Source organism: Lentzea chajnantorensis (assembly GCF_054300775.1).
The window spans coordinates 4,263,662-4,289,886 of record NZ_JBSDZT010000002.1 but is presented as its reverse complement, the minus strand read 5'-3'; the positions used below and the strand labels follow the sequence as shown (position 1 = coordinate 4,289,886).

At 72.2% G+C, this 26,225-nt stretch carries 19 protein-coding genes and 2 pseudogenes; 8 read left to right on the top strand and 13 right to left on the bottom strand.

Features of this window, described 5'->3' with window-relative positions:
• Positions 1 to 120: 120 nt before the first annotated feature.
• Entirely contained in the window at positions 121 to 1,509 is a 1,389-nt protein-coding gene (locus tag ACVDFE_RS21635; protein ID WP_458431622.1) for a KamA family radical SAM protein, read from the top strand.
• Between the two features lie 658 nt (positions 1,510 to 2,167).
• Here ACVDFE_RS21635 and ACVDFE_RS21630 read toward each other — a convergent pair.
• The 3 genes and pseudogenes from ACVDFE_RS21630 to ACVDFE_RS21620 all read right to left on the bottom strand — a co-directional run.
• Positions 2,168 to 2,272 (bottom strand): annotated as a pseudogene (locus ACVDFE_RS21630) (IS3 family transposase); the annotation flags it as partial.
• A complete protein-coding gene (locus tag ACVDFE_RS21625; RefSeq protein WP_458434371.1) occupies positions 2,265 to 2,651 on the bottom strand; it encodes a DDE-type integrase/transposase/recombinase in 387 nt (128 codons plus the stop codon). The gene ACVDFE_RS21625 and the pseudogene ACVDFE_RS21630, both read right to left, overlap by 8 nt.
• A 175-nt stretch (positions 2,652 to 2,826) precedes the next feature.
• Complete coding sequence (locus tag ACVDFE_RS21620; RefSeq protein ID WP_458431621.1) at positions 2,827 to 3,747, bottom strand: alpha/beta hydrolase; 921 nt, start codon at positions 3,745 to 3,747, stop codon at positions 2,827 to 2,829.
• 107 nt (positions 3,748 to 3,854) lie between these two features.
• Here ACVDFE_RS21620 and ACVDFE_RS21615 point away from each other — a divergent pair, with 107 nt between their 5' ends.
• The gene (locus ACVDFE_RS21615) at positions 3,855 to 4,706 is read left to right on the top strand and encodes a helix-turn-helix domain-containing protein (protein WP_458431620.1); all 852 of its coding nucleotides are present in this window, start codon (positions 3,855 to 3,857) and stop codon (positions 4,704 to 4,706) included.
• Positions 4,707 to 4,726: 20 nt separating this feature from the next.
• Positions 4,727 to 5,345, top strand: a pseudogene (locus ACVDFE_RS21610) (IS5 family transposase); the annotation flags it as partial.
• 275 nt (positions 5,346 to 5,620) lie between these two features.
• On the opposite strand, the gene ACVDFE_RS21605 reads toward ACVDFE_RS21610, so the two are convergent.
• The 3 genes from ACVDFE_RS21605 to ACVDFE_RS21595 all read right to left on the bottom strand — a co-directional run bounded on the left by ACVDFE_RS21605 (position 5,621) and on the right by ACVDFE_RS21595 (position 9,220).
• Complete coding sequence (locus tag ACVDFE_RS21605; RefSeq protein WP_458431619.1) at positions 5,621 to 6,001, bottom strand: hypothetical protein; 381 nt, start codon at positions 5,999 to 6,001, stop codon at positions 5,621 to 5,623.
• A gap of 560 nt (positions 6,002 to 6,561) precedes the next feature.
• Positions 6,562 to 7,761 carry a DegT/DnrJ/EryC1/StrS family aminotransferase gene (locus ACVDFE_RS21600; RefSeq protein ID WP_458431618.1) on the bottom strand — a complete coding sequence of 400 codons (1,200 nt, stop codon included), beginning with the start codon at positions 7,759 to 7,761 and terminating at the stop codon, positions 6,562 to 6,564.
• A complete protein-coding gene (locus tag ACVDFE_RS21595; RefSeq protein ID WP_458431617.1) occupies positions 7,742 to 9,220 on the bottom strand; it encodes a hypothetical protein in 1,479 nt (492 codons plus the stop codon). The genes ACVDFE_RS21600 and ACVDFE_RS21595 overlap by 20 nt, the downstream gene beginning before the upstream one ends.
• Before the next feature lie 333 nt (positions 9,221 to 9,553).
• Here ACVDFE_RS21595 and ACVDFE_RS21590 point away from each other — a divergent pair, with 333 nt between their 5' ends.
• Both ACVDFE_RS21590 and ACVDFE_RS21585 read left to right on the top strand, forming a co-directional pair.
• Positions 9,554 to 10,513, top strand: a complete 960-nt coding sequence (locus tag ACVDFE_RS21590; RefSeq protein ID WP_458431616.1) for a radical SAM/SPASM domain-containing protein — start codon at positions 9,554 to 9,556, stop codon at positions 10,511 to 10,513.
• Complete coding sequence (locus ACVDFE_RS21585) at positions 10,513 to 11,577, top strand: Gfo/Idh/MocA family protein (RefSeq protein WP_360393580.1); 1,065 nt, start codon at positions 10,513 to 10,515, stop codon at positions 11,575 to 11,577. Before ACVDFE_RS21590 ends, ACVDFE_RS21585 begins: the two co-directional genes overlap by 1 nt.
• 107 nt (positions 11,578 to 11,684) lie before the next feature.
• Here ACVDFE_RS21585 and ACVDFE_RS21580 read toward each other — a convergent pair whose 3' ends face one another.
• From ACVDFE_RS21580 to ACVDFE_RS21560, 5 genes are read right to left on the bottom strand one after another with little or no spacing between them, the layout of a single operon-like run.
• Entirely contained in the window at positions 11,685 to 12,992 is a 1,308-nt protein-coding gene (locus ACVDFE_RS21580) for a UDP-glucose dehydrogenase family protein (RefSeq protein ID WP_458431615.1), read from the bottom strand.
• Entirely contained in the window at positions 12,985 to 14,199 is a 1,215-nt protein-coding gene (locus ACVDFE_RS21575; RefSeq protein ID WP_360393574.1) for a hydroxymethylcytosylglucuronate/cytosylglucuronate synthase, read from the bottom strand. Before ACVDFE_RS21575 ends, ACVDFE_RS21580 begins: the two co-directional genes overlap by 8 nt.
• Positions 14,196 to 14,744 (bottom strand): nucleoside 2-deoxyribosyltransferase, encoded by a 549-nt coding sequence (locus tag ACVDFE_RS21570; RefSeq protein ID WP_360393571.1) that lies wholly within the window; start codon positions 14,742 to 14,744, stop codon positions 14,196 to 14,198. The genes ACVDFE_RS21575 and ACVDFE_RS21570 overlap by 4 nt, the downstream gene beginning before the upstream one ends.
• Positions 14,745 to 14,775: 31 nt before the next feature.
• Positions 14,776 to 15,723, bottom strand: a complete 948-nt coding sequence (locus tag ACVDFE_RS21565) for a phosphotransferase (RefSeq protein WP_458431614.1) — start codon at positions 15,721 to 15,723, stop codon at positions 14,776 to 14,778.
• Positions 15,724 to 15,734: 11 nt separating this feature from the next.
• On the bottom strand, positions 15,735 to 16,979 hold the full coding sequence (locus ACVDFE_RS21560; protein WP_360393565.1) for a DegT/DnrJ/EryC1/StrS family aminotransferase: 1,245 nt from the start codon (positions 16,977 to 16,979) through the stop codon (positions 15,735 to 15,737).
• Between the two features lie 183 nt (positions 16,980 to 17,162).
• Between ACVDFE_RS21560 and ACVDFE_RS21555 the strand changes: the two genes are divergently transcribed.
• Positions 17,163 to 20,510 carry an ABC transporter transmembrane domain-containing protein gene (locus ACVDFE_RS21555; protein ID WP_458431613.1) on the top strand — a complete coding sequence of 1,116 codons (3,348 nt, stop codon included), beginning with the start codon at positions 17,163 to 17,165 and terminating at the stop codon, positions 20,508 to 20,510.
• A gap of 390 nt (positions 20,511 to 20,900) precedes the next feature.
• On the opposite strand, the gene ACVDFE_RS21550 is transcribed toward ACVDFE_RS21555, so the two are convergent.
• Positions 20,901 to 21,701 carry a hypothetical protein gene (locus ACVDFE_RS21550; protein ID WP_458431612.1) on the bottom strand — a complete coding sequence of 267 codons (801 nt, stop codon included), beginning with the start codon at positions 21,699 to 21,701 and terminating at the stop codon, positions 20,901 to 20,903.
• 576 nt (positions 21,702 to 22,277) lie between these two features.
• Positions 22,278 to 23,249 (bottom strand): polysaccharide deacetylase family protein, encoded by a 972-nt coding sequence (locus ACVDFE_RS21545; protein ID WP_458431611.1) that lies wholly within the window; start codon positions 23,247 to 23,249, stop codon positions 22,278 to 22,280.
• 154 nt (positions 23,250 to 23,403) lie between these two features.
• Between ACVDFE_RS21545 and ACVDFE_RS21540 the strand changes: the two genes are divergently transcribed.
• The gene (locus ACVDFE_RS21540; RefSeq protein WP_458431610.1) at positions 23,404 to 24,975 is read left to right on the top strand and encodes a putative glycoside hydrolase; all 1,572 of its coding nucleotides are present in this window, start codon (positions 23,404 to 23,406) and stop codon (positions 24,973 to 24,975) included.
• Between the two features lie 543 nt (positions 24,976 to 25,518).
• Positions 25,519 to 26,220 (top strand): Vgb family protein, encoded by a 702-nt coding sequence (locus ACVDFE_RS21535; RefSeq protein WP_458431609.1) that lies wholly within the window; start codon positions 25,519 to 25,521, stop codon positions 26,218 to 26,220.
• The last annotated feature ends 5 nt before the right edge of the window (positions 26,221 to 26,225 follow it).

Sequence of the window (26,225 nt, the reverse complement as noted above, 5' to 3'; positions counted from 1 at the left end):
ACGCACGGACGCCCGCGGTTGCTCCCACGCCTCTTCGACCAGGGCTTGAGCCGAAATATTTACGGCACGCTAGCGGTGTGACAGGATATCTTTACGCGACCTCGACGCTGAGGAGTACGGATGACCGCGCTGCACGACGCCCCCACGGCGCTGGAGCGGCTGGACCGCCAGCCGTACACGTACGTCCGCCGTGAGCTGGTCGAGCCCGACTGGCGCCGGTTCCCCGGCTGGGCGCACGTGACCGAGGCGCAGTGGCGTGACGCCCAGTGGCAGCGGGTCAACTGCGTGAAGAACGTGAAGCAGCTCCGCAAGGTCGCGGGCGACCTGCTCACCGACAGGTTCTACGACGACCTCGCCAAGGACATGGACGCCTTCGCGACGATGTCGATGCTGATCCCGCCGCAGATGTTCAACACGATGGCGGTCGGCGCGGACCTCTCCCCCGACGCCTTCACCGAGGCGTTCCTGGCCGACCCGGTCCGCCGCTACATGCTGCCGGTCTCCTCCGACCGCGACCCGCACTGGCCGTCGCACCCGCACTCGCAGCGCGACTCGCTGCACGAGGCCGAGATGTGGGTCGTCGAGGGCCTGACCCACCGCTACCCCACCAAGGTGCTGGCCGAGATGGTCTCCACCTGCCCGCAGTACTGCGGGCACTGCACCCGCATGGACCTGGTCGGCAACTCCACCCCGCTGATCGACAAGCACAAGCTGTCGCTCAAGCCGGTCGACCGCCAGGACCAGATGATCGACTACCTGAAGAAGACCCCCGGCGTCCGCGACGTGGTCGTCTCCGGCGGCGACGTCGCGAACGTGCCGTGGCCGCAGCTCGAGTCGTTCCTCATGCGCCTGCTGGACATCGAGACCGTGCGCGACGTCCGCCTCGCCACCAAGGCGCTGGCCGGCCTCCCCCAGCACTGGCTCCAGCCCCGAGTGGTCGAGGGTCTGGAACGCGTCGCCCGCACCGCCTCCCGCCGCGGCGTGAACCTCGCCATCCACACGCACGTGAACCACGCACAGTCCGTGACCCCCCTCGTCGCCGAGGCCGCCCGCACCGCTCTGGAAGTCGGTGTGCGGGACGTGCGCAACCAGGGCGTGCTGATGCGCGGGGTCAACGCCACCCCGGCCGACCTGCTGGACCTTTGCTTCGCCCTGCAAGGGGAAGCGAACATCCTGCCGTACTACTTCTACATGTGCGACATGATCCCCAACGCCGAGCACTGGCGCGTTGCCGTGTGGGAGGCGCAGGAGCTCCAGCACGCGATCATGGGCTACCTGCCGGGGTACGCGACGCCGCGGATCGTGTGCGACGTGCCGTACGTCGGGAAGCGGTGGGTCAACCAGCTCGCCGAGTACGACCGTGAGCTGGGCATTTCGTACTGGACGAAGAACTACCGCACCGGGATCGAGCTCGAAGATCCCGAGGCGCTCGACCGCCGCTACCCCTACTACGACCCGATCTCCACGCTCGGCGAGGCCGGCCAGAAGTGGTGGGCCGACCAGACATGATGGGCCATGATGGGGCCGTTTTCGGGACATCCCCGAAGACGGCCCCATCGCCACGTTTTGCCTGTTCAGGCCCATTGTGACTCGTCAAGCTTCGAAGCCAAGGGGCCCAGAGAGTCCAAAATAGACGGTTTCACAGTCCACAGCGGACACATTTGGTCCGTCAATGGTCTAGTACGCGGTGACACCTCTCCTACCGTCACGCAGATACAGTCCCCTGCGACAGCGATCCCTCCACGCGGAGCAGTCAAGTCGCCAAGCCCGACGACATCCGACTCGTGTTTGTGCTGCTGTCCGCACACCACTCGCGCTCCGGAACGCTTCGATTTGGCGGCTCACTTCGAGTCAGGCCGGAGAGCGCGGCACGCCGATCTGTTGAACCTTCCGTCGGAATTCCTGGACGCGTGCGACGGTCGCCCTCCGTTCACACCGCTGAGCCGCGGTGGCAGGCGCTGACGCTGGCGATAGGATGACTGAGCGAATGGCTGGCGTAGATCTACTTCGCCCGAACAGGGGTGGCGATCAGTTTTACTATCGCTGAGCTGCCCGCCAGTCACTTCGACTTCCGCGCCCGAACTCCAAGCTGACGGAGATCCACGTTGAGGGTGCCGCAACCAGAGACTGAGGTTCACCCCGAACGGTGGACAGGGGCGTAAGAAGTTCAGGCAGCTGCTCGGAGTGACTTCTCATAGTCGCTGGGACTGCGCATCCCGAGCTTGGAGTGCCGCCGCGTACTGTTGTAGAAAATGACCCAATTGTCAATCGCGGCAACGAGTTCCGTCTTGGTGGCGTAAGACGTGCCGGTAGTAGTCCTCGTGTTTGAACGTCGACCAGAACGACTCCGCGGGGCTGTTGTCCCAGCAGATCCCGGTCGCGCCCATCGATCGGCGCAGCCCGTGCCGGAAACACGCCCGCGCGGTCAGGTTCGCCGTGTATTCGCCGCCGCGGTCGGAATGCAGGACTGTGCCACGACAGTCACCTCCACGGGCGGCCACCACGGCCTCGATGGCGGTGGTGACCATCTCGGCGCCGATGTGGTCGGCGACGCTGTAGCCGAGAACTGTGCGGGAGTGCCCGTCGCGGATCGCGCACAGGAACATCTCGCCCTCACCACAGGACAGGTACGTGATGTCGGTCAGCCACACGGCGTTCAGCCGGCTCTGGTCGAACTCGCGCTCGACGAGATCCGGCGGGAACGACGCGGACGGGTCGGTCACGGTCGTTCTCACCGTGAACGTGCGAGGGCTGATGCCCTCGATTCCGACATGGCGCTCGCCGCCCACGGGCAACGTGTTCGTGGGCGGTGAGCGTTTTCCCAGGTCAGGCGGCGTGCTGGGCGATCCAGTCGAGCATGGGGTGCGGGTTGCGCTGGAACTCCAGGTAGCCGTCCCAGCGGCGGTTGCTGCCTTCGATCCAGTGCAGGTGCTTGTCCTTCGTGGGCATCGCGTCGTACATCGACCGCACGTCGTGCGGGGTGACGAGGCTGTCGTCGCGGACCTGGTAGATCAACGTCGGTACGCTGACCGCGCCGGCCCAGGGCACCGGGTCCTGCGCGTCGAACCCGAGGCCGGTCACCAGCTGAATGCGGCGGTCGAGGTCGTCCACACGCACCGCGGGGATGCCCATGAGACCGAGCTGGTGGGTCATGATGACCTTGGTGGTCACCGGCTGGGCGGCCACGAGGGAGTCGATGCCCTCGAACGCGGCCGGGTCCTGGTAGGCGGCCGCGAACGTCGCGTTCGCGCCGAGGCAGCGGCTGAACAGACTGATCCGCATCGAACCGGTGTCGGTGCGGGTGCGTGCGTAGGTGAGGGAACCGATCACGTCGCGGGCCTCGTAGATGCCGCTGGAGGTGATGCCGCCGTTGGCGGACCCGCTGAAGCCGTGGTTGCGCAGGTCGTAGGTGAGGACGTTGTAGCCCGCGTCGTGCAGGATCTTGTAGTCCGGCATGAAGGGGATCTCGATGTTGTTGCCGCTGGGCGCCCAGATCGAGCACCACGGATCGAGGTGGCTGGGCAGGCCGGTACGGGTGAAGCCCATCGGGTGGTTCGCGATGACGAGCTTGTCGCCGGTGTTCGGGATGAACCAGCCTTCCAGCGGCACCCCGTCGCTGGCGGGGAAGGTCACGTCCTCGTACGCCAGCCCGAGATCGCCGGGGGTACCGATGACCGGGGCGCGCTGGCTGCCGCGGAAGTTGGCGGCGATCGCGTCGAGCATCTTCGACATCTGTTCTTCGTCCACGCGTCCAGCCTTGTCAGCGTGACCAGGCCGAACCAGGGGAGGCTGACCCCCCTCTCAGGGCACGTGACGCGTTGAAGCGCCGGTGCTGGTCCCTCATACTGGCTGCGATGGATCTTCCGCAGCTCGGCGCGTTCCTGCGCTCACGTCGCGACCGGGTGCGCCCCGCTGACGTGGGGCTGCCGATGGGTTCCCGCAGGCGGGTGACAGGCCTGCGCCGGGATGAGGTGGCCCAGCTCGCGCACGTCTCCACCGACTACTACATCGAGATCGAGCGCGGAACGGCTCAACCTTCATCGGCTGTTCTCGACGCCTTCGCCGAGGTGCTCAAAATGAGCGAGGACGAGCGCGCTCACGCGTTCACCCTCGCCGGGCGGCACCAGCCGCGCCGCTCGTCCGGGGCGGTCCTGCACCCCGCCATGCGGGATCTTCTCAGCCGTTTCGGGGACGACGTTCCCGCCTATGTCAGCACGGATCTGCAAATCGTTCTCGCGCAGAACGACGCGGCAGCCGAACTGCACGGCCCGATTCCCGAGTCCTCGGAGCTGACCGACAGCTACGTGTACCGGTGGTTCACTGATCCGGCCGTGCGGGCACAGTTCGATGAAAGCTGTCACGAAGCGGAAGCCGAGGCGCTCATCGCGGACCTGCGGATCGGTGTCGCTCGCCGCGGACCGGATGATCCTGATGCCAGAGCTTTGATCGAGGTGCTCACCGCGCACAGCTCCTGGTTCGCACGGCTGTGGGCTCAGCAGGACGTCGCCATCCGCCGGAGTGAGACGAAGAGACTGCGCCATCCACAGCGCGGTCCGATCGACTACGACTGCTACGCGTTGCTCAGCGAAGACGGGCGGGAACGACTCATCTGGTACGTGCCCGCGAAGGTTTTCGTGGCGGGTGCGGCGGACGATGGACGCGTGGGGAAGTGCACCGACCGCCGGTCATCTCCGCCGACGGTCTGAGCACGAGTCGTCAGGCCGCCTGGCGGCGGCTGCGGGACTGGCACCAGACGGGGGTCTGGCAGCGGCTGCACGAGAACCTGCTCGCCGAGCTCAACGCCGCGCACGCGCTGGACTGGTCGCGGGCGGTGATCGACGGCTCGCACGTCCGCGCCCTCAAAGGCGGCCCAAAACCGGGGCGAGCCCGGTCAACCGCGCCGGAACGGGCTCGAAGCACCGCCTGATCACCGAAGGACACGGCATTCCGCTGGCCGTGTCACTCACCGGCGGCAACCGCAACGACGTCACCCAGCTGATGCCGCTGATCGACCAGATCCCGCCGGTGCGCGGCAAACGCGGCCGGCCACGGTTCCGACCCAACACGCTGTACGCAGACCGCGGCTACGACCACGACAAGTACCGCACCCTGTTCCGCGACAAGGGCATCACACCGGTAATCGCCCGCCGCGGCAGCGAACACGGCTCCGGACTGGGCGTGCACCGCTGGGTCGTCGAGCAGACTTCGCGCTGCTGCACTGGTTCCGCCGCCTGCGGACCCGCTGGGAGATCCGCGACGACATCCACGAAGTCTTCCTCAGCCTGGCCTGCGGCCTCATCTGCTGGCGCCGCCTCCGCAACCTCCCATCGAGCCAGGAGTTCTGAGTCCAGCAGCGCCGTTACCGGGACTACGCAGGTGCAGCACCAATGGGTGCTCGTTTTGCTTGCGGACGCTTGCTCATTTCCCCAGCGGACCCCGGACGCGAGCCAGCGCCACCGATGGTCCCGCGCTTCCGGGCCGCGGAAAGCGCGGGATCATGAGGCCGTGCTGGTCGGGCTGCCCGCGATGACCACCGACACCGCCGAGCTTCAGCCCACTCGCAGTCTCCGTGCCGATCCGCTCGCGGCGCGGTGGATGGAGCTGCGAGACCTGACCGAGATCAGGTGGTGCTGACGGCGGTGCTGCTGCATCCCCTGCCGGGCACGCATACCTGCAGCGTGCCGGACAAGCCCTCGGGCAGGTCCAGGTTCTTCTGCCCGCACGGAGAACCCGCGCCACTGTCGGAAACCGAGTAGGTCCGTCCCTGCACGGTCAGGGTGGCGTTGACGTCGAGACCGTCCTCCCGGGTGTCACAGGCCCGCAGGACCTCCCCGTAGCTGTCGAAGTCCGCTCGCCCCAGAGAGCCGTAGGTGACCTGGTAAAGCGTCTGCACCCCGACCGGGGAAGCGGTGGCCGTCGTGGCCGCTACGAGCCCGGCCACCACCGCCATCACGGTCGTGGCGGCAATTCTGCCCCAATGCGGCATGTTCGTGATCTCCACTCTGTGGTCGGCGGACGCTTTCGTGCCCGCCACTCCATCAAGCCGCTTCCACCCCATCGTGTGAACCCTTCAGCGCCAGAACAACCCGATCGAGTATTGTTTGACTCCAACCCGTTTGGTGGATGCTTCTCCGTGTTGCTGGGCGAACGCGGTCAGCGCGGCGTCTGGAGACCTGTCCCGTGGCTGCTCGTTGACGTCATGGCGGCCGGGCAGGCTTCGGTCTGGGTGCCGACGAGCGCGCGGCGCGCGTTGTGACCAGCCGTTCTCGGCGGTCTGCTCGCTGGATATGCCGTCCGCCTCCGCCGAGGGCCTGCCGACCCGCCTGCACGTGACCCGCGTGGCAGAGCCGAACGACAAGTTCGCCGGGCGACCGCGCGGTGCGGACGAGATCGAGTTGACCGCTGATGCCACCGCGCTCGCCGACCTGCTCGCGGCGACCCGAACCACCGCGTCCGGCTCCGCGCCGGCCTCTGCCCCGCCGCGCTGCCCGCACCCTGGTCCGCCGCGCCGGTCTGTCGATCAGCTGTCGGTGTGGGCGGCGCGGGCGGCCGGGTGGCGGCTCACGGGCGGACGCGCCCCGAGGAGACCAGCTCGTCGAGCACCTCGCCCAGCCGCGTCATCCAGGCCCGCGGGCCGAGGAACATCTTGTGCGAGATGACGAACCCGGTGGTGTCCGCCGCCCGTTCCGCCTCCGGGCAGCCGTCGTTGCGGTGGTCGATCGGGTTGTCGAGGAACAGCGGGCGCCGGTACACCGGGTCGAGGTGGCCCTCGTGCGCCGACACCCCCTCCGCCGACAGCGCCTCGACGAGCTTGTCGCGCGACACCTGCTCCGGGTCCACCCGGAAGGGCACCGCGAACAGGCTCCACCTGGTCGTCGCCGCGAGCGGGGTCACCTGCTCGACCCCGTCCACGACAGCCGCGCGCAGTGCCTCCGCGTTGGCCGCCCGGTGCTCGACCTGCTCGTCGAGGCGGGTCAACCGGGCGCTGAGCACCGCGGCCTGGAACGGCGTGAGCCTGCCGTTGGTGGAGACCTCGTGCTTGTCCTGCTTGGGGGCTCCGCGCATCCAGAAGCCGTTGTGGTGGGCGAAGACCCGTCCGGCGACGGCCGGGTCGCGGGTGGCGACCGCGCCGCCCTCGCCCGCGGTGAGCTGCTTCTCCTGGTGGAAGGAGAAGGTGCCCGCGTCGCCGAACGTGCCGACCTGGCGGCCGCGCCAGGTCGAGCCCAGCGCCTGCGCGCAGTCCTCGACCAGGAACAGCGAGTGCCGCGCGCACAGCTCGCCGATCGCGTCCAGGTCGACCGGGATGCCCGCGAGGTGCACGACGAGCACCCCCACCGTGCGGCTGGTGACCCGCTCGGCCACCGACGCGGGAGAGATCGTGAAGGTCGCCGGGTCGATGTCGGCGAACACCGGGATCGCGCCCAGGCGCACCACGGGTGAGACCGAGGCGAAGAACGTCGACGCGGGCACGATCACCTCGTCGCCGGGACCGACGCCGAGTGCGGCGAGCGCGAACTCGATGGCGACCGTGCCGTTCGCCGTGGCGGTGACCTGCTCGGCCCCCAGGTAGCCGCCGAGCGCGGCCTCGAACCGGCCGACCTCGCCGCCGGCCCAGTCGCTGTCGCGGCTGCGCGACCACACGCCGGAGTCGAGGACCCGGCGCAGGCCGTCGAGCTCGTCGGGGTGCGTGCCCGGCCACAGGGCCTTGGCCTCGTTCGCGTCGAAGGCGGGGGTTCCGCCGTCAAGCGCTGGGGTGCGCATGGGTCTCCTCCTGGGGGCGGTGCGGGATGCGGCCGGTGGGACGGGCTGACTCGCCGATGCGCGGTGGCCTGCCCCGGTGCCTGGCGCGGAACCCGGCCAGCGCGCCGGCGAGGGCGTCCAGGCGCAGCAGGCGCACCCGGTCGCCGTCGACCCGCCAGTCCGAGGGGCGCAGGCCCAGCGCCAGGCACACCCAGCGCCACTGCTCGTCGGCGGCGTCGCGGCGCTTGCGCACCTTGCGGGTGAAGGCGAGGTCGCCGGAGAGCACGTCCTCGAACAGCTCGGCGTTCTCACGGGTGAGCCTGGCCGAGGGGCGGGCCAGCTCCAGCAGGTCGTGCGGGTCAGGGGACTTGATGCGCGCGGTGACGTCGGCGGAGAAGAAGTTCGCGTAGCCGCCGGACCGGTTGTAGGGCTCCACGTCGGCGGCCACCCGCAGCAGCCACCGCCGGGGCGAGCCCTCCGCCCTGGTGCGCAGCGCGCCGACAGTGCCCACCTCGGGGCGGAACACCGGCCCGTCCCAGCGGCCGCGCACGCAGCTGAGCCGCTCACCGAGGTCGACGTCCTCGCCGAGGCGGCGGTCGGGGGTGTAGCCGCCCATCGCCGCGAACGCCTCCGCGGTGATCGCGGTGTTCCAGCCGCTGGTCACCACCCGGTTCCAGGTGAAGTCGTAGTCGGGGTTGCGGTGCGGGTGCAGCGACTCGCGCATGAAGTAGGCCTCGGTGAAGTTCCACGAGCGGCGCAGCAGCACGAGCAGGTCGTTCTCGCACATGATCCACGGGCAGCGGTCCTGCTGGCCGCGCACGCCGTCCAGCGCCGGGTCGGCGTCGAGCGCGGCGACCTGGATGGCCAGCTGCCGGGGGTCGAGCCACACCGTGTCGGCGTCCTCCAGTGCGAAGTACAGCGGCGCGCGCTGCCGGCCGCGCAGCGCCCTGACCGCGGTGATGTCCGCGCACAGCCGCCTGCACAGCGTCAGCGGGTACGGCTCGTCCGCGTCGAGCACCACGTCGACGAGGTGGAAGGCCGCGCCGACCGCGCCCGCCTCGGCGCGGAACCGCTCGAACACCGCGGCGGAGTCGTCCGGGTCCTCGCCCGCAAGCCGGTTGGTCAGCACCAGCACGTCGAAGCTGCCCGGCGGCAGCGGCGAGCCGTCGACGTCGCGCTGGTCGGCGTAGACGTCGAGGAAGCGGCGCAGGTACTCGGCCTCGAACCGGGCGGGCACCTGCACGCTGATCCGGCAACGCGGGTCCAGCGGGGGCAGCCGGTCGGCCAGGGCCAGCACCCTGGCACGGTGCGCCTGCGGCAGACCGTCGAAGTAGCGCCGCAGCTGCTCGCGCTCGCGCTCGACGTCGCGCCGGGGCGGGGCCAGGTCCTGGCCCATCAGACCCGCCGGTGTGCGCACGTAGGGTGCGCTGCCCGCGAGGGGGCCGAGGTTGTCCAGGTGGTCGGTCAGCGAGAGACCCATCAGCACCAGCCTTGTCGGTCGCGGCGGTCGGGCGATCGGACGCTAACAAGCGGCCGTGGCCGGGGCAAAGGCGCGCGTGTGGTGCTGAACAGTCCTTATGGAGCAACGGATGCCGGGTGCGGCACGCGATCTCACTCAGCGCGTCTGGCCAGTGTGGACGCAGGTCACGTCCTCACCCGTGCGCGCCCGGCGCCGCGCCTCGCCGACCACCGCGCGTGGCCGGCAATCATGTTGAACACCAACGGTGTGCACGGTGGCGGTCTTGGCCGCGTGCACCCGGCCCGCCTACCTTGCGGCCTTGAACCGCCCACCCCGCAAGGAGGTACCCCGACCATGGTGTCGCCCACGAGGCCGCAGACCGGCCTTGACCTGGTGTACTTCGGGTTGTTCGACAACTGCAACGCGCGCTGCAACATGTGCGACTGCTGGCTGTTGCCGCGCAGCACCCTCGGCGTCGAGCACTACCGCGAGGTCCTGGACAAGGTCCTGGAGCTCGCGCCGAAGTCGTTGCGCTTCACCGGCGGCGAGCCGCTGCTGCTGCACGGCCTGTCCGAGCTGGTGCGCCGCGCCACCGACGCGGGCACCAGGGTGTCGGTGATCTCCAACGGCCGCGTCCTGGCGTCCAAGGTCGCCGAGCTCGCCGGGGCCGGGTGTCAGGAGGTGGTGCTCAGCATCGACGCCGTCGGTGCGCGCCACGACACGATCCGCGACACCCCGCAGCTGTTCGACCGGTGCGTGTCCGCCATGCGCCGCATGCACGAGGTCGGCCTGCCCTTCGGCGTCAACTCCGTGTTGCAGCGCATCGGCATCGACGACCTGGAGGAACTGGGCGACGTGCTGCTGTCGCAGCCGAGGCTGCCCGACTGGTGGCACCTGATCCCCATCCGCGGCGAGGCGGAGCAGCTGCCGACGCCGGAGCAGGTGCGGCGGGCCACCGCGGTGATCGGGCGGCTGCGCGTCCGGTGCGCCGACGCCGGCGTGCAGCTCATCGCCCGCGAGGAGGGCTTCGCCGAGGACGACTCGCCGCACCCGTGCAGCGTGCCCACCTTCACCGCCTACGTCCGCGCCGACACCGGTGACGTGTTCGGCTGCAACATGCTCGTCTACGCCGACGCGCCGATCGGCAACCTGCTCACCTGGCGCCCGCGCGACGCGTGGAACAGCCTCAACGCCCTGTCCCTGCGGGCGCGCTGCGCGTCGGGGACCAACAGCGCCTGCGGGCGCTGCGACGTCAGCTCGCGCGTGATGAACCACTTCCTGCGCGAGCGCGCCACTGCCGTGGAGGTCTCCTGATGAGCGCACCGGTCGGCCTCGGCATCGTCGGGGCGGGCATGATCAGCCGCTCCTACGCCAAACACCTCGCCAAGCAGCCCTCGGTCCGGCTGGCCGCTGTGGCCGACGCCGACCCGGCGCGGGCCAGCGCGCTGGCACGTGAGGTCCCCGGACTGCGCGCGGTGCCCGTCGAGGAACTGCACCACGACCCGGAGGTCGCGGTCGTCCTCGTGCTGACACCGCCCGCCCACCACGCCGATGTCGCCCTCGCCGCCATCGCCGCGGGAAAGCACGTCTACACCGAGAAACCCCTTGGCGTTGACCGGACTGAGGCCGCCGCTCTGCTCGACGCCGCCGCCGCGGGCGGGGTTCGCGTGGGCAGCGCGCCGGACACCTTCCTGTCCCCTGCCTTCCAGCTCGCCAAGCGACTCGTCGACGAGGGCCGCATCGGCACGCCGGTGGGGGTCACCGCGCTGACCCTGAGCCCGGGGCCGGAGTGGTGGCACCCGGACCCGGCCTTCTTCTACCGGTCCGGCAGCGGTCCCCTGTTCGACATGGGCCCCTACCAGCTCAGCGCCCTGGTCTGCCTGCTGGGCCCGATCGCCGCCGTCTCCGCCGCCGCCGCGACGACCTGGCCCACCCGCACCGTGACCAGCGACCCGCTGGCCGGGTCCGTGGTCGAGGTCGAGACGCTGACCCACCTCTCCGCCGTGCTGGAGTTCGCGGGCGGAGCCGTCGGCACCCTCACGACCTCTTTCGACACCGCCGCCGATGTGTCCAGTTTGGACGTCCACGGCACCGAGGCGACGTTGCGCTGCCCCGACCCCAGCTCGTACGACGGACCCGTGCTGCTGCAACGGCGCGGCTCTCAGGAGTGGACGGAGGTCGAGCTGCCCGAGCCCGCCGGACCGCCGGTGCGGCGGGGAGCGGGCGTGGTCGACCTGGTGCGGGCGCTGAGGGAGGGCGGGCAGCACCGGGCCAGCGGGGAGCTGGCGCTGCACGTGGTCGACGTGCTCGACGCCGTGCTGACGTCGGCTGGAGAGGGGCGGCGGGTGCGGCCGGAGGGGCTGCGGACGCCGGTGTGACGCGCCGGCAGGCCCATCACGACCTGGGCAGCCGAGTGGCGGTCCCGCCCGCAGACGGGACCGCCACTTGTCCAGCCCACACCACCACCGGTCACCGGGCCGCGGACTCAGACCCCGATTCCCCGCCGGTCGAGACCGCAGCGGCGCAGCTGCTCCGGGTCGAGCTGGTTGCGGGTGTCGACGACCACGGTCCCGGCCATCAGGCCGGCCACGCGGTTCCAGTCCAGCGCCCGGTACTGCGGCCAGTCGGTGAGGAGCGCCACCGCTGCCGCGCCCTTGACGGCGAGGTCGACGTCGTCGACCAGGGTGATGCCCGGCAGTGGCGCGGTTCCGGGGGCGATGGCCGGGTCGTGGGCGACGACGGTCAGGCCGTGGGCCGACAGACGGGCGGCGACGGCCAGTGCGGGGGACTCGCGCAGGTCGTTGGTGCCCGCTTTGAAGGCCAGCCCCAGCACCGCCACCCGGTCGCCACCCGCTTCCCCGGCCGCGGTGCGGACCTTGTCCGCGATGCGGTCCTGGGTGGCGGAGTTGAGGTCCGCCGCGGCCCGGACCAGGGCCAGGTCCACGCCGCGGCGGTCGGCCAGGTGGAGCAGGGCCCTGGTGTCCTTGGGCAGGCAGGAACCGCCCCACCCCGGGCCGGGGCGCAGGTGGCCGGGGCCGATGCGCGGGTCGTGGCCCATCCCCTCCGCCACCGACCCGATGTCGCCGCCCACCCGCTCGCACAGTTCGGCGATGCTGTTGACGTAGGACAGCTTCAGGGCCAGGAAGCAGTTCGCGGCGTACTTGACCAGTTCGGCGCTGACCGGGTCGGTCACCACGACCGGGGCGGGCACCCCGGCGTAGACGCCGGCCAGCGTGGTGGTCCCGGCCGGGTCGTCGCACCCGATGACGAGCCGGTCGGGGTGCAGGAAGTCGGTGACGGCGGAGCCCTCCCGCAGGAACTCCGGGTTGCTGGCGACCGCGACGCCCGCTGTGCGCAGGCGGTCGCGCACGGCGTGCGTCGTCCCCACCGGAACTGTCGACTTGAGCACGAGGACGTCGCCTGCGACCAGTGCTCCGGCCACCTCGTCCACAGCGGACTCCACCGCCGTCAGGTCGGCCCGGCCGTCGGCGTCCGAAGGCGTGGGAACGCAGAGGAACACCGCCCGCGCGCCGGGAACGCAGCCGCGCACGGCGGCCCCGGCCCCCAGCTCGAAGCGCAGCGACCCGTCGGCCAGGCCGGCCGCCACCAGCTCCGGCAGACCCGGCTCCAGGATGTCCACCCGGCCGGCGCGCAACCGGTCGACCTTGGCGGCGTCGACGTCCGCGCAGACCACGCGGTGGCCGAGCGAGGCCAGGCACGCCGCGGTGGTCAGCCCGACGTACCCGGCCCCGATGACGACGACCGCGGTCGCCCGCGCGCCCCGCTCAGCCACGCGCTTGCGCGTCGACCGCGCGGTGCCGGTGCTCGCGCCCGCCGGTCGCCAGCACGATCTCGGCCACCTGCGCGGCCCCGGACGTGCCCAGCCTGGCCGCCAGCGCGCCCCAGTCGGTCCCGCCCGCGGCCACCGCCCGCAGCGCGTCGGCCAGCGCGGTGCGCAGCGCGGGGCGCACGGCTGCGGGCCGGGCGCGGGAGATGCCGCCGTAGACGACCTCCAGCGCCGCCTCCTCACCGCCCGCGCTGGCCGCGACGGCCTCCTCGTCGGTGAACACCCCCGCGGGCCAGCGCACGCCGAAGCGGTCGCCGACCGCGGCCCGGTGGAACCGGGCGTTGAAGACCTGGCTCAGGTTCTGCGGCGGCAGCGCCACCACCGGAACGCCCCGGCTGCTGGCCTCCAGCAGCGTGGTCAGCCCCGGCGAGGTCACCAGCACGTCGCAGCCGCCGTCGAGGCGGGCCAGGAAGTCCGCGCGGGCCAACGGCCCCGCCGACACCCGCAGCCGCTCCGGGGCCGAGCGGACGAGTTCCGCGGCCAGTTCGGCCGGCACGTTGCCGGCCACGTGCGCCTCCTCGAACCCGGTGTCGCGCAGCGCGGTGAGCACCGCGGGCACCACCAGGCGCGGGTAGGCGGCCCAGTCGGCGGCGTGCGGCGACCGCAGGCCGCCCAGGTTCACCAGCGCCCGGCCGCCCGCACCGCGCCACCGCCCGGCGGGGACACCCGGCCCGCCGGCCGCCGCGTGCTCGACGACGGGGTCGACCCAGTGCAGCCGCTGGACGTGCCCCAGCACCTCCTCGCTGCCGGCGGGCAGCTCGAGGCAGCGCTGCGCGCAGTAGGCGGCCACGGCCACCGGGAACCCCGGCAGGTCGCCCCTGGTCCACAGGAACGGCAGGCTGTCGACGTAGGTCGTGGGCACACCGGCCGCGGTGCAGGCGTTGGCGATGGCGGGGTCGAGCACGACCAGCGCCGCGTCCACCTCCTCCTCGGCCAGCACCTCGGCCACCGCACCCGGCGTGGACACCTCGTGCACGGCGTCGATCCCGTGCCCGGCCAGCAGCGGGCGGCCCAGGCCGGAGCCGAGCAGCACCACCCGCCTCGGCCGGGGGTCTCCGGCGCGCAGCGCCGCCAGCACCGCGCTGAGCTTGCCCGCGCTGCCCCAGCCGAACTCCGCGGCCGCCACCGCCAGGGTGGGCGCGAGGGCGGTCATCCGACCAGCTCCGGCGTCGCGGTCCGCACGTAGCCGAGCGAGGTGTCCAGCGCGGTGCCCCGCCACGCCACCGGCGGCGAGCACTCCCTGGCCAGCTCCACCGTCGCCGCGGTGATCGCGTCGTGGGCCGAGGGGTCGAGGCCGTCGCGCACCACGAGCTCGCGCACCGGGGTCGTGGTGGACAGGCCCTGCACCATCTGGCTGTGCTCGACGCCCTCGTCGAGCACCAGCAGCACCGGCTTGTGCATGGCCGAGGCCCAGCCCAGTTCGAGGCAGACCCCGCCGGAGGCGGGCGTGCCCAGGTAGGCGCAGACCACGTCGGCGGTCTGCATGGCCCGGAAGTCGTTGGGCACGCACACCTCCGGCGGCAGCCAGCCCTGGCCCCAGCCCTCGTTGTGGTGGGCGTTGAACACCGGCAGGCCCAGGTCGAGGAAGGCCGTGCGCAGGCCTTCCAGCCGCTTGCGGGCCACCGGGTCCACGGTGCCGTCCGGCGCGAGCCACTGCGCGAACGGGGCGGCGAGGAACACGCGGAAGTCGTCGGTCATGTCGTCCTCCTGGGGACGGACGGCGCGCGGGTCAGTCCGTGGCGAACCCGCGCAGCCAGTCGTGTTGGCTGGTGAGCGCGTGGTAGGTCTGCAGCGAGCGGCACTCGGCGATCTCGAAGGCGTCCGGCCGCTTGCGGTGGTTGCGCTGGATGTACTCGGCGGCGTCCGCGGCGTTGAACACCCGCACCGCCAGCGGCAGCGCCGCCCGTTCCCGGTCCGACAGCGGGCGGACCCGCTCGTAGTCGGCCAGCAGGGAGCGCATGGCCGCGGTGTCGAAGCGGTCCTCGTCGTCGGTGGCCCAGGTGGTGAGCAGGGCGGCGACGTCGAGCACCACCGGGCCGGGGTAGGCCTCGTCGAAGTCGATCAGCCCGAGCACCCGGCCGCCCGCGTCGACGAGCACGTTCTCGTGGTAGTAGTCGTGGTGCACCGCGCCGTGCGGCAGGCCCGCGCCGAGCAGGTCGTCCACTTCGGACAGCAATGTGCGCAGCTCGCCCGCCAGCTCGCTCGCCCCTGCCTTCGTCGCCAGCGGGCCGCCGGCGTCCAGCTCGGCCAGCAGGTTCTGGATGCGGCCCCGGTCCGAGCGCGACCGGCGCGCCCCGGCGGGCAGGTCGGCCGTCGCCAGGTGCAGGCTCGCGGCCAGCTCGGCCACCGTGCGGCGGCTGGCGGGGGCGTCCTCGTCAATCGGCGAGCCGGGCACCAGCTCGAACAGCACGGCGTGCGTGCCCTCGTGCTCGACCCGCCGCGCGCCGTCCGCGGTGCGCAGCACGCGCGGGGTCGGGAAACCGCGCTCGACCAGGTGGTCGATGAGGTCGAGCTCGACGTCGACCTCATCGGCCGGGGTCACCCGGTAACAGCGGAGCACGAATTCCGAGTTCACCGATGCGGTGAAGTTGTCGGCTCCCTGGTTGAGCGGTTCCACGGGCTTTCCGGCGAGCCCGTAGTGGTCGAGGACGGCGTCGAGGAAATTGTTCGTGATCACGTTTCCCGACCCTACCGCGAACCCGCCGCGGTCAATTGCGGGCCCTTGTCGTCGTAGCGGCCACCTTGGGCGGCGAACGCGAAGGCGGCGTCCTCGTTGGCCTGCACCCACTCCCACACCTTGAGCACGGCGCGGGCGCTGACCACGCCGTCGTCCGGCGTCATCAGCGGCCCCGACTCCAGGTCGACCGCGCGGCCGAGGTCGAGGTCGGCGACGGGGAACTCGCCCGCCCCGCCGACCCGCCCGCGCAACCACTCGATCGTGTGCAACGCGGCGTGCGGGGGCTTGGCGGAGACGTTCTCCCACTCCACCGCGCGCACGAACCAGTCGCGCAGCGGCAGGTACCGCGGCGGCAGCAGCACCACCTTGCGGAAGTACGAGTGGAACGCGACGTCCGGCGGCCGCTGCACTTCGAGGCCGCTGCCCGCGAGCTCGTCGTCGTAGGCGTCGGACACCGCGCGCCTGGCGGCCACCTCGGCGTCGAGCGCCTCCACGCCCTGGATGCCCAGCACCGCGCTCATCTCGGGCAGGTTGTAGGAGAAGCCCATCACCTTGTGGGTGAACCAGCCGTTGTCCTTGCCCTTGTTGGCGACTCGCCGCACGCGCAGTGCGAGCTCGTCGTCGTCGGTGACGACCATGCCGCCCTCGCCGGTGTTGATGTGCTTGCGGGGCGCGGCGAAGGAGAAGCAGCCGAGGGAGCCGAAGGTGCCCATGAGCGTGTCGCCCCACCGGGCGCCGTGGCTCTGGCAGGCGTCCTCGACCACGACGAGCCCGTGCCGCTGCGCGAAGGCGGTCAGCGCGGGCGCGTCGCCCGGGTAGCCGTACATGTGCACCGGCAGCACGGCCCTGGTGCGCGCGGTGACCTGGGCCGCCGCGGCGTCGAGGTCGATGGCCAGCGACCCCGGCAGGCAGTCGACCAGCACCGGGACCGCGCCGAGCTGCAGCACCGCGGTGGCGGCGGTGAAGAAGCAGCTGGTGGGCACCAGCACCTCGTCGCCGGGGCCGATGCCCGCCGCGGTCACCGCCGTGTGCAGCGCCGAGGTCCCCGAGCTGACCGCGATCGCGTGCCGGACGCCGAAGTGCTCGGCGAAGCGCCGCTCGAACTCGGTGCACCACCGGCCGCCGTAGAAGTCGCTGAGCGCCCCGTCCGCGAGCAGCTCGGCGACCCGCTGCCTGGTCGCCCCGGTCGGCTCGAACCGCGCGGTGATCTTCGCCGGACGCTGCGGCTCACCACCGAGAATTGCCAATGCACCCATGCGCTGGAACCTCTTCCGAAGAATGAGAATCGCACCGGCGGAGAATTCCGGTGCACATTCATGTCGAGTGCTTGTCCGCTGGGATTGATTTGAGTTTGAAGTAGGCTCTCGCAGGCTGTCAAGGCACCGCAGGCGAAGGGTCCAGGTGACGCGAATATGAATTCGGAAATCCATCGGAAGAACTTGACACCGCCTTTCCCGGGCACTAGCGGGGCGCGCTGGCTGGCCGGGGTGCTGCGCGCGCGGCCCGGCCTGGTCGCCGCGGCCGCCGGCACCTCGGCGTTGTGGGCGACACCGGGGGCCCTGCTGCCGTTGGTGGTCGGCGGCGGCGTGGGCGCCATCGACGCGCACGACACCGCGCGGGTGTGGTGGTGGGCCGCCGTCGCGGTTGCCCTCGGTGTGGCGCAGTCGGTCCTCAGCGCGGCGTCGGATCACTTGAACACCGGGCTGCGCCTGCACGGGGCCGAGCTGACCCAGCGGCTGGTGACCGCGCACCTGGCCAGGGTCGGCCCCGCCGTCCACAGCGCGACGACGGTCGGCGACGTCACCGCCGTCACTTCGTCCGATGTGGACTACATCGGCGCGGCGTGCAAGTCGGTCGGGCGCGCGTTCGGCACCACGGTCGGGTTCGCGGTGACCGCGGCCGCGCTGCTGGCCACGTCCGCCCCGCTGGGGCTGGCCGCGCTGCTCGGCGTGCCGCTCGCCGTCGTGTCGATCAAGCCGCTGTTCCGCCCGCTGCAACGGCGCAAGGCCGCTCAGCGCGGGCTGTTCGCCGCGGTGGGAACGCTCGGCGCGGACATCGCCTCCGGGCTGCGCGTGCTGCACGGCACCGGCGGTGAACGCCGCTTCCGCGCGCGGTTCGCCGCGGCCAGCGGCCGGGCCCGTGACGCCGGCGGCCCGGTCGGGCGCAGCGAGGGCGTGCTGTCGGCGGCCAACGTCGCCATCCCCGGCCTGGTCACCGTCGTCATCGTCTGGCTGGGCGCCAGGCTGGCCGTCGCGGGCGAGATCTCCGCGGGCGAGCTGGTGGCGTTCTACGGGGCATCGGCGTACCTGGTCATCCCGGTGACGACCGCGACCGAGGCCGTCGACGCGCTCTCCAGCGGCGTCGTCTCGGCCAACCGGGTGCTGGCCCTGCTGGCGATCGAGCCCGCGCTGGCCGACGCCGCCGCACCGGTGCCACTGCCACCCGGCCCACTGTCCCTCGTGGACACCGAGACCGGCCTGGTGCTCGCGGCCGGGGCGCTGACCGTCGTCGCGGGACCCGCTCCCGGCCTGGCCGACCGGCTCGCCCGCCTCGCCGACCCGGCCCCCGGGCAGGACGTGCTCGTCGGCGGCGTGCCGGTGCGCGAGGTGGCGTTGAGCCAGCTGCGCCGCAGGGTCGTGCTGGCCCGCCACGACGACCCCTGGTTCGCGGGCGTGCTGCGCGAGGAGCTGACCCCCGCGCACCCCGGGACGGTCGGACCGGCCGCGGCCGTGCGCGCGGCGGACGCCGACGATGTCGTCGACGCGCTCGACGGCGGGCTCGGGCACGCGGTCGGCGAGCGCGGCCGCGAGCTTCTCCGGTGGCCAGCGCCAGCGCCTCGCGCTCGCCCGCGCGCTGGCAACCGACGCCGACGTCCTCGTCCTCGACGAGCCCACCTCCGCGGTGGACGCGCACACCGAGTCCAGGGTCGCGGCCGGGGTGGCCGGGCTGCGGCGCGGCCGCACCACCGTCGTGCTCAGCGAGAGCCCCCTGTGGGCCGGGGTCGCCGACCGGGTCGTCACCGCAGGGGCGGTGGCCCTGTGACCGGGCTGCCCACCGCGCCGCCGCGCGCGGTCCGCGACTGGGCCGTGGCCACCGCCCGCCGCCACGGCGGGCGCTTCGCCGTCGTCCTGCTCTGCTTCGGCCTGGCCACCCTGATCGGCCTGGCCCGGCCCAGGCTGCTCGGGGCCGTGGTCGACGGCGTCGGCTCCGGCGCCGGCCGGGGGCACGTCGACCTGCTGGCCTGCCTGCTGCTGCTCGCGGTGGTAGGCCAGGCCGCCGCCCGCGGCCTGGCCAAGGCCAGGTGCCGGGTCTTCAGCGAGACCGTCCTGGCCGACACCCGCGAGCGCCTGGTCGACGACGCGCTCGCGCTGCCGCTGGACGTGGTCGAGACCGCGGGCGCGGGCGACCTGCTCAGCCGCGCCACCAAAGACGTGTCCCGCGTGAACCAGGCGGTGCGCGTCGCCGTGCCCGAGGTGCTGATCGCGGTGACGACCGTGCTGCTGACCACGGCGGCGATGCTGCTGACCTCGCCACTGCTGAGCCTGTGCCTGCTGGTGGCGCTGCCGGTGCTGGTCGCGGGCAACCGCTGGTACCAGCGCAGGGTCCCGGACGCGATGATCACCGCGCTCGGCCGGTGGGGTCGGGTGCAATCGACCGTCCACGAGAGCGTCGACGGCTCCCGCGCCGTGGAGGCGCTGTCGCTGGGCGGGCGCCGCCGCGACCTGGCCGATGCCGCGCTGGCGGACGCGCTGGCCGCCGAGCGCGGCATCCGGCGGCTGCGGGTGCGGTGGCTGGCCACGCTCGACATCGGTTACCTGCTGCCGATCGCGGTCGCCCTGGTCCTCGGCGGCCTCGCGCACGAGCGCGGCTGGGCCAGCCTCGGCGAGGTCGCCGCCGTTCTGGCCTACCTGCTGGCGATGATCACCCCGCTCAACGAGGCCCTGTGGTGGCTGGAGGAGCTGCAGGTGGCCTCCGCGGCGCTGCGCCGGGTCCTGGGCGTGAGCCAGGTCCGCGGCACGGCCACCGTCCGCGACGGCTCGCCACCCGAGGGCCGCGACCTGGTGCTCTGCGGCGTGCGCTTCGCCTACCCCGGCGGCAAGGAGGTGCTGCACGGCATCGACCTCGTCGTCCCGCCGGGGCAGCGGCTGGTCCTGGTCGGGCCCTCCGGCGCGGGCAAGTCGACGGTGGGCAGGCTCATCGCCGGCATCGCCGCGCCGACCGCGGGCCGGGTGCTGATCGGCGGGGCGGACGTCGCCGCCATGCCGGACGACGTCCGCCGCGGCGAGGTCCTGCTGCTGACCCAGGAGAACCACGTCTTCGCGGGCACGATCCGCGACAACCTGACCCTGCCCGCCCGCCGGGGCGGCGGCGAGTTCAGCACCGAGGAGATCACCGCGGCGCTGACCGCGGTCGGCGCGCTCGCCTGGGTCGAGTCCACACCGGACGGACTGGACACCGCGGTCGGCTCCGGCGGGGCTCCCGTCCCACCCGCCGTCGCCCAGCGGCTGGCCCTGGCCAGGGTGCTGCTGGCCGACCCGCACACCCTGGTCCTCGACGAGGCCACCTCGCTGCTGGACGCGGGCACGGCCAGGTCCCTCGAACGCTCGGTGGACCGGGTGCTGGCCGGCCGCACGGTGATCGCCATCGCGCACCGCCTGCACACCGCCGCAGCCGCCGACCGGGTCGCCGTGGTCGACCGCGGCCGCATCGTGGAACTGGGCGCGCCGGCGGACCTCGCCGCCGCCGACGGCCCCTACGCCCGGCTGTTGCGGGCCGCGCAAGGCTGAGTGGGCGCCGGCGGTGCGGCGCCGGCGGCGCGGTGCGGTCCTGGGCCGGGCTCGGTGGGCTGGCCGAATGGCTGGCTGGTGCTGAGCCCGGCCGCCCCGGCGCGGTGGTGCCGGGGTGACCGGGCTCAGCGGAGCCGGCCGCGCCCGCTTGGCGGGGCCGGTGCCCGGCCTGCTCCGCGAGACATGACGCGGCGGACGGCCGGGGCGCGGCGGACAACTGCGCGCGCCCGGTTCCTGCCGCCGGTGCGGGGCGTTGGGTCGTCCCCGGTGCGCCTGGTCGCGGCGTGCGTGCCCGCACTGGCCGCCGTCGCGCTCGTCCGGGTGCCGTCGTCCGGTGTTGGCGGCCACCGGTGCGGTGCCAGGTGGCCCTCGCGGGAGCCTGCGCCGTTGTCAGGCGGGGCGTTTGCCGGTGTGGCGTCCGCCGGTGTGGCGCTGTTCGATGCGGGTCGCCAGGTCCGTCCACCGGCGGGCGCACTGCTGAGCAGCTTCGACGACCGCGTCGGCGCAGTGTTCGGGGAGCGAGTCGAGGATCGCGCTCCACCAGTCCGCGTCGGCGGAGGTGGCGGCCATCAGGCGGAGCATGTTGCGGCCGTTCTCGGTGTGCCGGACCGACGGGTCGTTCTTGAGGACGTCCAAGCCGCCGACCGGCCTCGGCGGCGGGCGGCGGGGCAGGGCCGGGGCGCGGTCGGGGGTCCTGGCCGGAACGACGTCGCGGCCGAGGCGCATGCGCTCGCGGACGTCCTTGACCGTGGCCACGGCGATGCCCGCTGTCCTGGCGATCTCGCGCAGGGACGCGCCGGGGTTGGCCGAGATCAGCTCCGCCGCCGCGATCCGGCCGGGAGCGGGGTCGACCGGCCTGCGCCTGCCGTCCTTGCCGACCCGGCTGGCCAACCGGGGAACCTCCTCGGTTGAACGGCGCAGCGCGGCCACGGTCTTGTTGTCCAGGCCGGTGGTCGCCGCGACCGCGCGGTCGGACCAGCCGGGGTGCGACACCAGCAGCCGCTGTGCCGCGGCGGTCCGGTCCGCCTGCGTCAGCGGCAGGCCGTGCGCGGCGTTCACCCCAACCGAGAGCGCGAACGCGTCGTCGGCCGAGCCGTCGAACCACCGCACCGCGATGGTCGCCGACCCGCGCAGCACCGCCGCACGCAGGCGGTGCATGCCGTCGACCACCCGCTTCGTCGAACGGTGCACGATGATGGGCGGGAATGTCGTCGCGGAATCAGCCAAACGGCGCACGTGCGCCATGTCCTCGCCACCACTGCGCGGCGAGTCGCCGGGAATGAGAGAAGCGGGCGGAACCATTTCCACTGTGTCGCCGACTCCCGGCAGGGCCGATGTCGACAACCGCGCGCCCGTCTCCTTGCCCGAGTCCGCTCCGCTGACCACGAATCGCCCTTCCACTGCTATAGTCCTGCATCCGCGCCAACACCACTGCGCGTTCGCTGCGCCCGCATCACCGTTCTGACCTGCGGTGATATGCCCACCAGCGTCGACCTCCGCTCATCCCATGTCTGTGTCCCCGCCAGCGAAGCAGCAATTCTTTCAGTCACCCGCGACCGCGCGGAACCTCCGATCGGGTGGCCTGACGCCTCTCTCCAAATAAGGAGAATCGCCGTCACGCATGCTTATTCCTGTGCGTTGCGACTATCCCAGGGGCACCTTGGAAACGTGCTGATAAATGGTGTTCAACCGGTGTCAACCAATTCGCGTTGAACACGGCCCGAGTGCCTGGGCCGGTCGGGGTGTTCCCCGGTGCTGGGCCGGTGTTCAGTACGAGTGGGCCATGGCCTGGTAGCCCGCCGCCACCGAGCGGGAACCGCCCTGGGGGAAGGCGATCCGGTCGCGCACCCCATCGGAGGTGTAGCGCACGCTCGCGCCGGCGGCGAGCTTGTCGAGCCACGCCGACGAGCCGAAGGCCGCCTCCTGGCCGGTCGGGCCCTGGGACCGGATGCGCGGGATGCGCAGCCGGTCGAAGTCGGCGGAGTACGGCGACGGGGCCGGGTTCGCGCCGACGAGCAGTGCGCCCGTGTACTCGTAGCCGACACCGTCCGCGCGACCCTTGACGGCCAGCTCCTCCTGGACCGGGTGGACGCCGAAGGGCAGGGAGATGGTCACCGGCGTCGGCCCGGCCGCACGGATGGCGGCGTCGCCGCGGGCGATGTCGCGCTGGGCCTCCTCCGCCGGCGCCGCGCCCAGGTTCGAGTGGGTCAGGGTGTGGTTGCCGACCTCCATGTCGTGGTCGGCCAGCCACGTCAGCGTCCGCTTGCCGCCGGGGTCCCCGAACGGGTCGCCGTTGACGTAGAAGCTGGCGACCGGGCGGAAGCCGGGGTGGCGGCCGGCGACCTCCAGCATGATCGCCACCGCCGTCCCGGGAACGGGTGTCCCCTCCGGCGTCAGCGCGAACTGCGTGGGGTGGCCGTCGTCGAAGGTGAGGACGACCGGGTGGGTGCCCGCCGGGATGTCGATCTCGCCGGAGACGTACTCGGCCGTGGTGATCGGGACGTACCCCTCCCCGGCGAGGCGCTCCAGTTCGGCGCGGAAGTCGGCGGGGGTGCGGTCGTACACCGTCGCCGGGGTGTCGACGATGCGGTGGTACATCAGCACCGGGACGTCACCGAGCTCGTTGGCCGAGTACGTCCCGGGGTCCGGGGGCGGGGTGGTGACACGCTCCGATGAGGACGGTGCCGCCGCCAGGGGCGGCTCGGGAGCCGTCCCGCACGCGACCAACAAGACAGCCATCGCGCCCAGTGCGCCAACACGCCTACCAGTCACGTTCTCACGGTTGACGGCGATCCAGGCGGCCGCAACACGCGGACACGAACGTGTGCGTTTTGGTTGAAACGGACCTTGCTGGATACGCCACAGCGGAACGACATCGGCCGGGAGGGTGCGCATGCGATCTCGCAACAGCAGTCGCCGCAGCGTGTTGGTGGGGGCGGTCGTGCTCGTCGCGCTCGCCGTCGTCACCCCGTTGACCGTTCGCGCCTTCTCGGCCAGTCCCGTCGTGATGGGGGTGGACGACGGCGCCGTGCTGACGGCGGCCGCGGCGAAGGAGCTGGCGGTCACCCTGCCGGAGGGCATGGATCACGGCGAGGTGCGGCTGCTGCTCGACGGCAACCCGGTGTCCACCACGGCCGAGGGCAACCGGCTCGTGGTCACCGGCACCGAGCCGGCCGACGGCGAGCACGTCCTCACGGCGCAGTCCCCCGGCGCTGTGCCCCTGCTCCCCGACGACGAGGTGAGCAGGCGGTTCACCGTCGACAGCGCGCCGCCGGTCCTGACGGTCGACTCCGAGGCCGTGACCGACCTCCGCAAGCCCGTCGAGGTCAAGGGCAGGGCCGAGGGCGCGTCCGCGCTGAGCGTGGACGGCAAGCCCGTGGAGCTCGGCGACGGCGGTAGCTTCGCCGTGACCCTGCCGACGGCCGCGACCGCCCGCTTCGAGGCCCGCGACGTCGCGGGCAACGTCGCCAAGCAGGAGTTCGCCGTCAAGACGCGCCACCCCGGCATGCGCGCGGTGCACATGTCCGCGGCCGGGTGGTCGGCCGAGGTGCTGCGCGAGCCGGTGCTGCAGATGATCAAGGAACGCCGCATCGACACGGTGCAGCTCGACATCAAGGACGAGAGCGGCGAGATCGGCTACCGCTCCCAGGTCCCGCTGGCGGGCGAGATCGGCGCCACCCGGGACTACTACGACGCCAAGGCAACGGTGGACGAGCTGCACCGGCTCGGCGTGCGCGTGGTCGGCAGGCTCGTGGCGTTCCGCGACCCGGTCCTCGCCAAGGCGTCCTGGGAGTCGGGCAAGCGGGACCGCGTCATCCAGTCCTCCGCCGGCACCCCGTGGGCCGGCTCGTACGGCCAGTACTCGTTCACCAACTTCGCCAACCCCGACGTCGTCGCCTACAACGTGGAGCTGGCCGAGGAGGCCGCACGGCTCGGGTTCGACGACATCCTCTACGACTACATCCGCAAGCCGGAGGGCGCTCTGGAGCAGATGCGGCTGCCCGGCCTGGAGGGCTCCCCCGAGGACGCCATCGTCGACTTCCTGACCCAGAGCCGCAAGGCGGTGCGGGCGCACGGGACGTTCGTGGGCGTGTCGGTGTTCGGCATCGCCGCGACCCGACCGGGCGCGGTCGCCCAGGACATCCCGAGGATGGCCGAGTACGCCGACTACGTCGCGCCGATGGTCTACCCGTCGCACTGGGGTCCCGGCGAGTACGGGGTCAGCCGCCCGGACAGCGAGCCCTACGAGATCACCAACCGGTCCGTGGCCGACTTCCTGAAGAAGGTCGAGGGCACCGGCAGCGAGATCATCCCGTGGCTGCAGGCGTTCAGCATGGGCGTCTCCTACGGGCCCAAGGAGGTCCGCGCTCAGATCGACGCCTCGAAGGCCGCGGGCGCGCCGTCGTTCCTGCTGTGGGACCCGGCCTGCCGGTACGACCCGGCCGCGCTGGAGCCGAAGAGCTGACGACTGCGCTTTTCAGGTGAAGGTTCACGGGGCCGTGTGGCGAAGCCGCTTTACTCGTTCTGGCAGCACGACCTGGCCAGACGGCGGATTCCCTGGAGTGGACCATGAGACCAGCACGGCACAGACAGTTGCTCGCGGTTGCCGCGGCGTTGCTCGCGTCGGCGCTCGTACCCGGTACCGCCGGCGCGGCGACGCCGATCACCGAGTACGGCCCGGTTCCCTCGTCACTGCCGGTCGGCGGTGTGTGCGAGGTGGAGTTCGACCACAGCGGAAACCTGTGGGTCGAGCAGTACCTGAGCAGCCAGGTCGCCCGGTTCGACCCGGCCACCGGGCAGTTCACCAACTTCTCCACGCCGATGCCGCTGTCGGTGCCCGGCGGCATGGACCTGGACGCGGCGGGTGACCTGTGGATGCCCCAGGTGACGGGCAACAGCCTGCTCCGCGTCGACACCGCCGACGGCTCCATGACCGAGCTTCCCGCTGCCGTGGGCGGGCGCGTTCACCCCGCAACCGCTGGGGCTGCCGCTGCACAGCGGCCTCGGGTTGGCCAACGACCTCGCCCGCGGGCCGGACGACGCCCTGTGGTTCACGCTCGGCGGGCTGGACTCCATCGGCCGCTACGACCCGGCGACCGGGCAGTGGATCAAGTACCGCGTGCCCGGTGAGGTCCTCGGTCAGGTCGCCGCGCTGTTCGGCATCATCAAACCGGGCCCTGGACGCACCGTCGTGTTCGACCTGCCGCAACTGAACAAGGTCGCCACCCTCGACGTCGACACCCACCTGTTCACCCAGTACACGATGCCGACGCCGGCCTCCTTCCCCGTCGGCGTGCGCACGGCCGCGGACGGCACGATCTGGGTCGGCGAGTCCCTCGGCATGAAGATCGCCCGCATCGACCCCGCCACCGGGCAGATCACCGAGTACCCGTTGCTGGGCGTGGGCGGCCTGCTCACCGGCATCCTCAACGGGCTGGGGGTCGGCAGCATCGGCAACCCGCTGCCGATGCCGGGACCGATCGCCGAGGCGAGCGACGGCAACATCTACTTCTCGGTCAGCTTCCCCGCGCTGTTCGGGCTGGGCAACCAGGTCGCCCGGTTCAACCCGGTCACGCACGAGGTCCGGATGTGGAGCACGCCGTCGTCGGCCTCCTACCCGTGCGACATCAACGTCCACCAACCCGGCGCGGTGTGGTTCGGCCTGCTGACCACCAACAGGGTCGGCAAGCTGGACATCAGCGCCACCTGACCAGA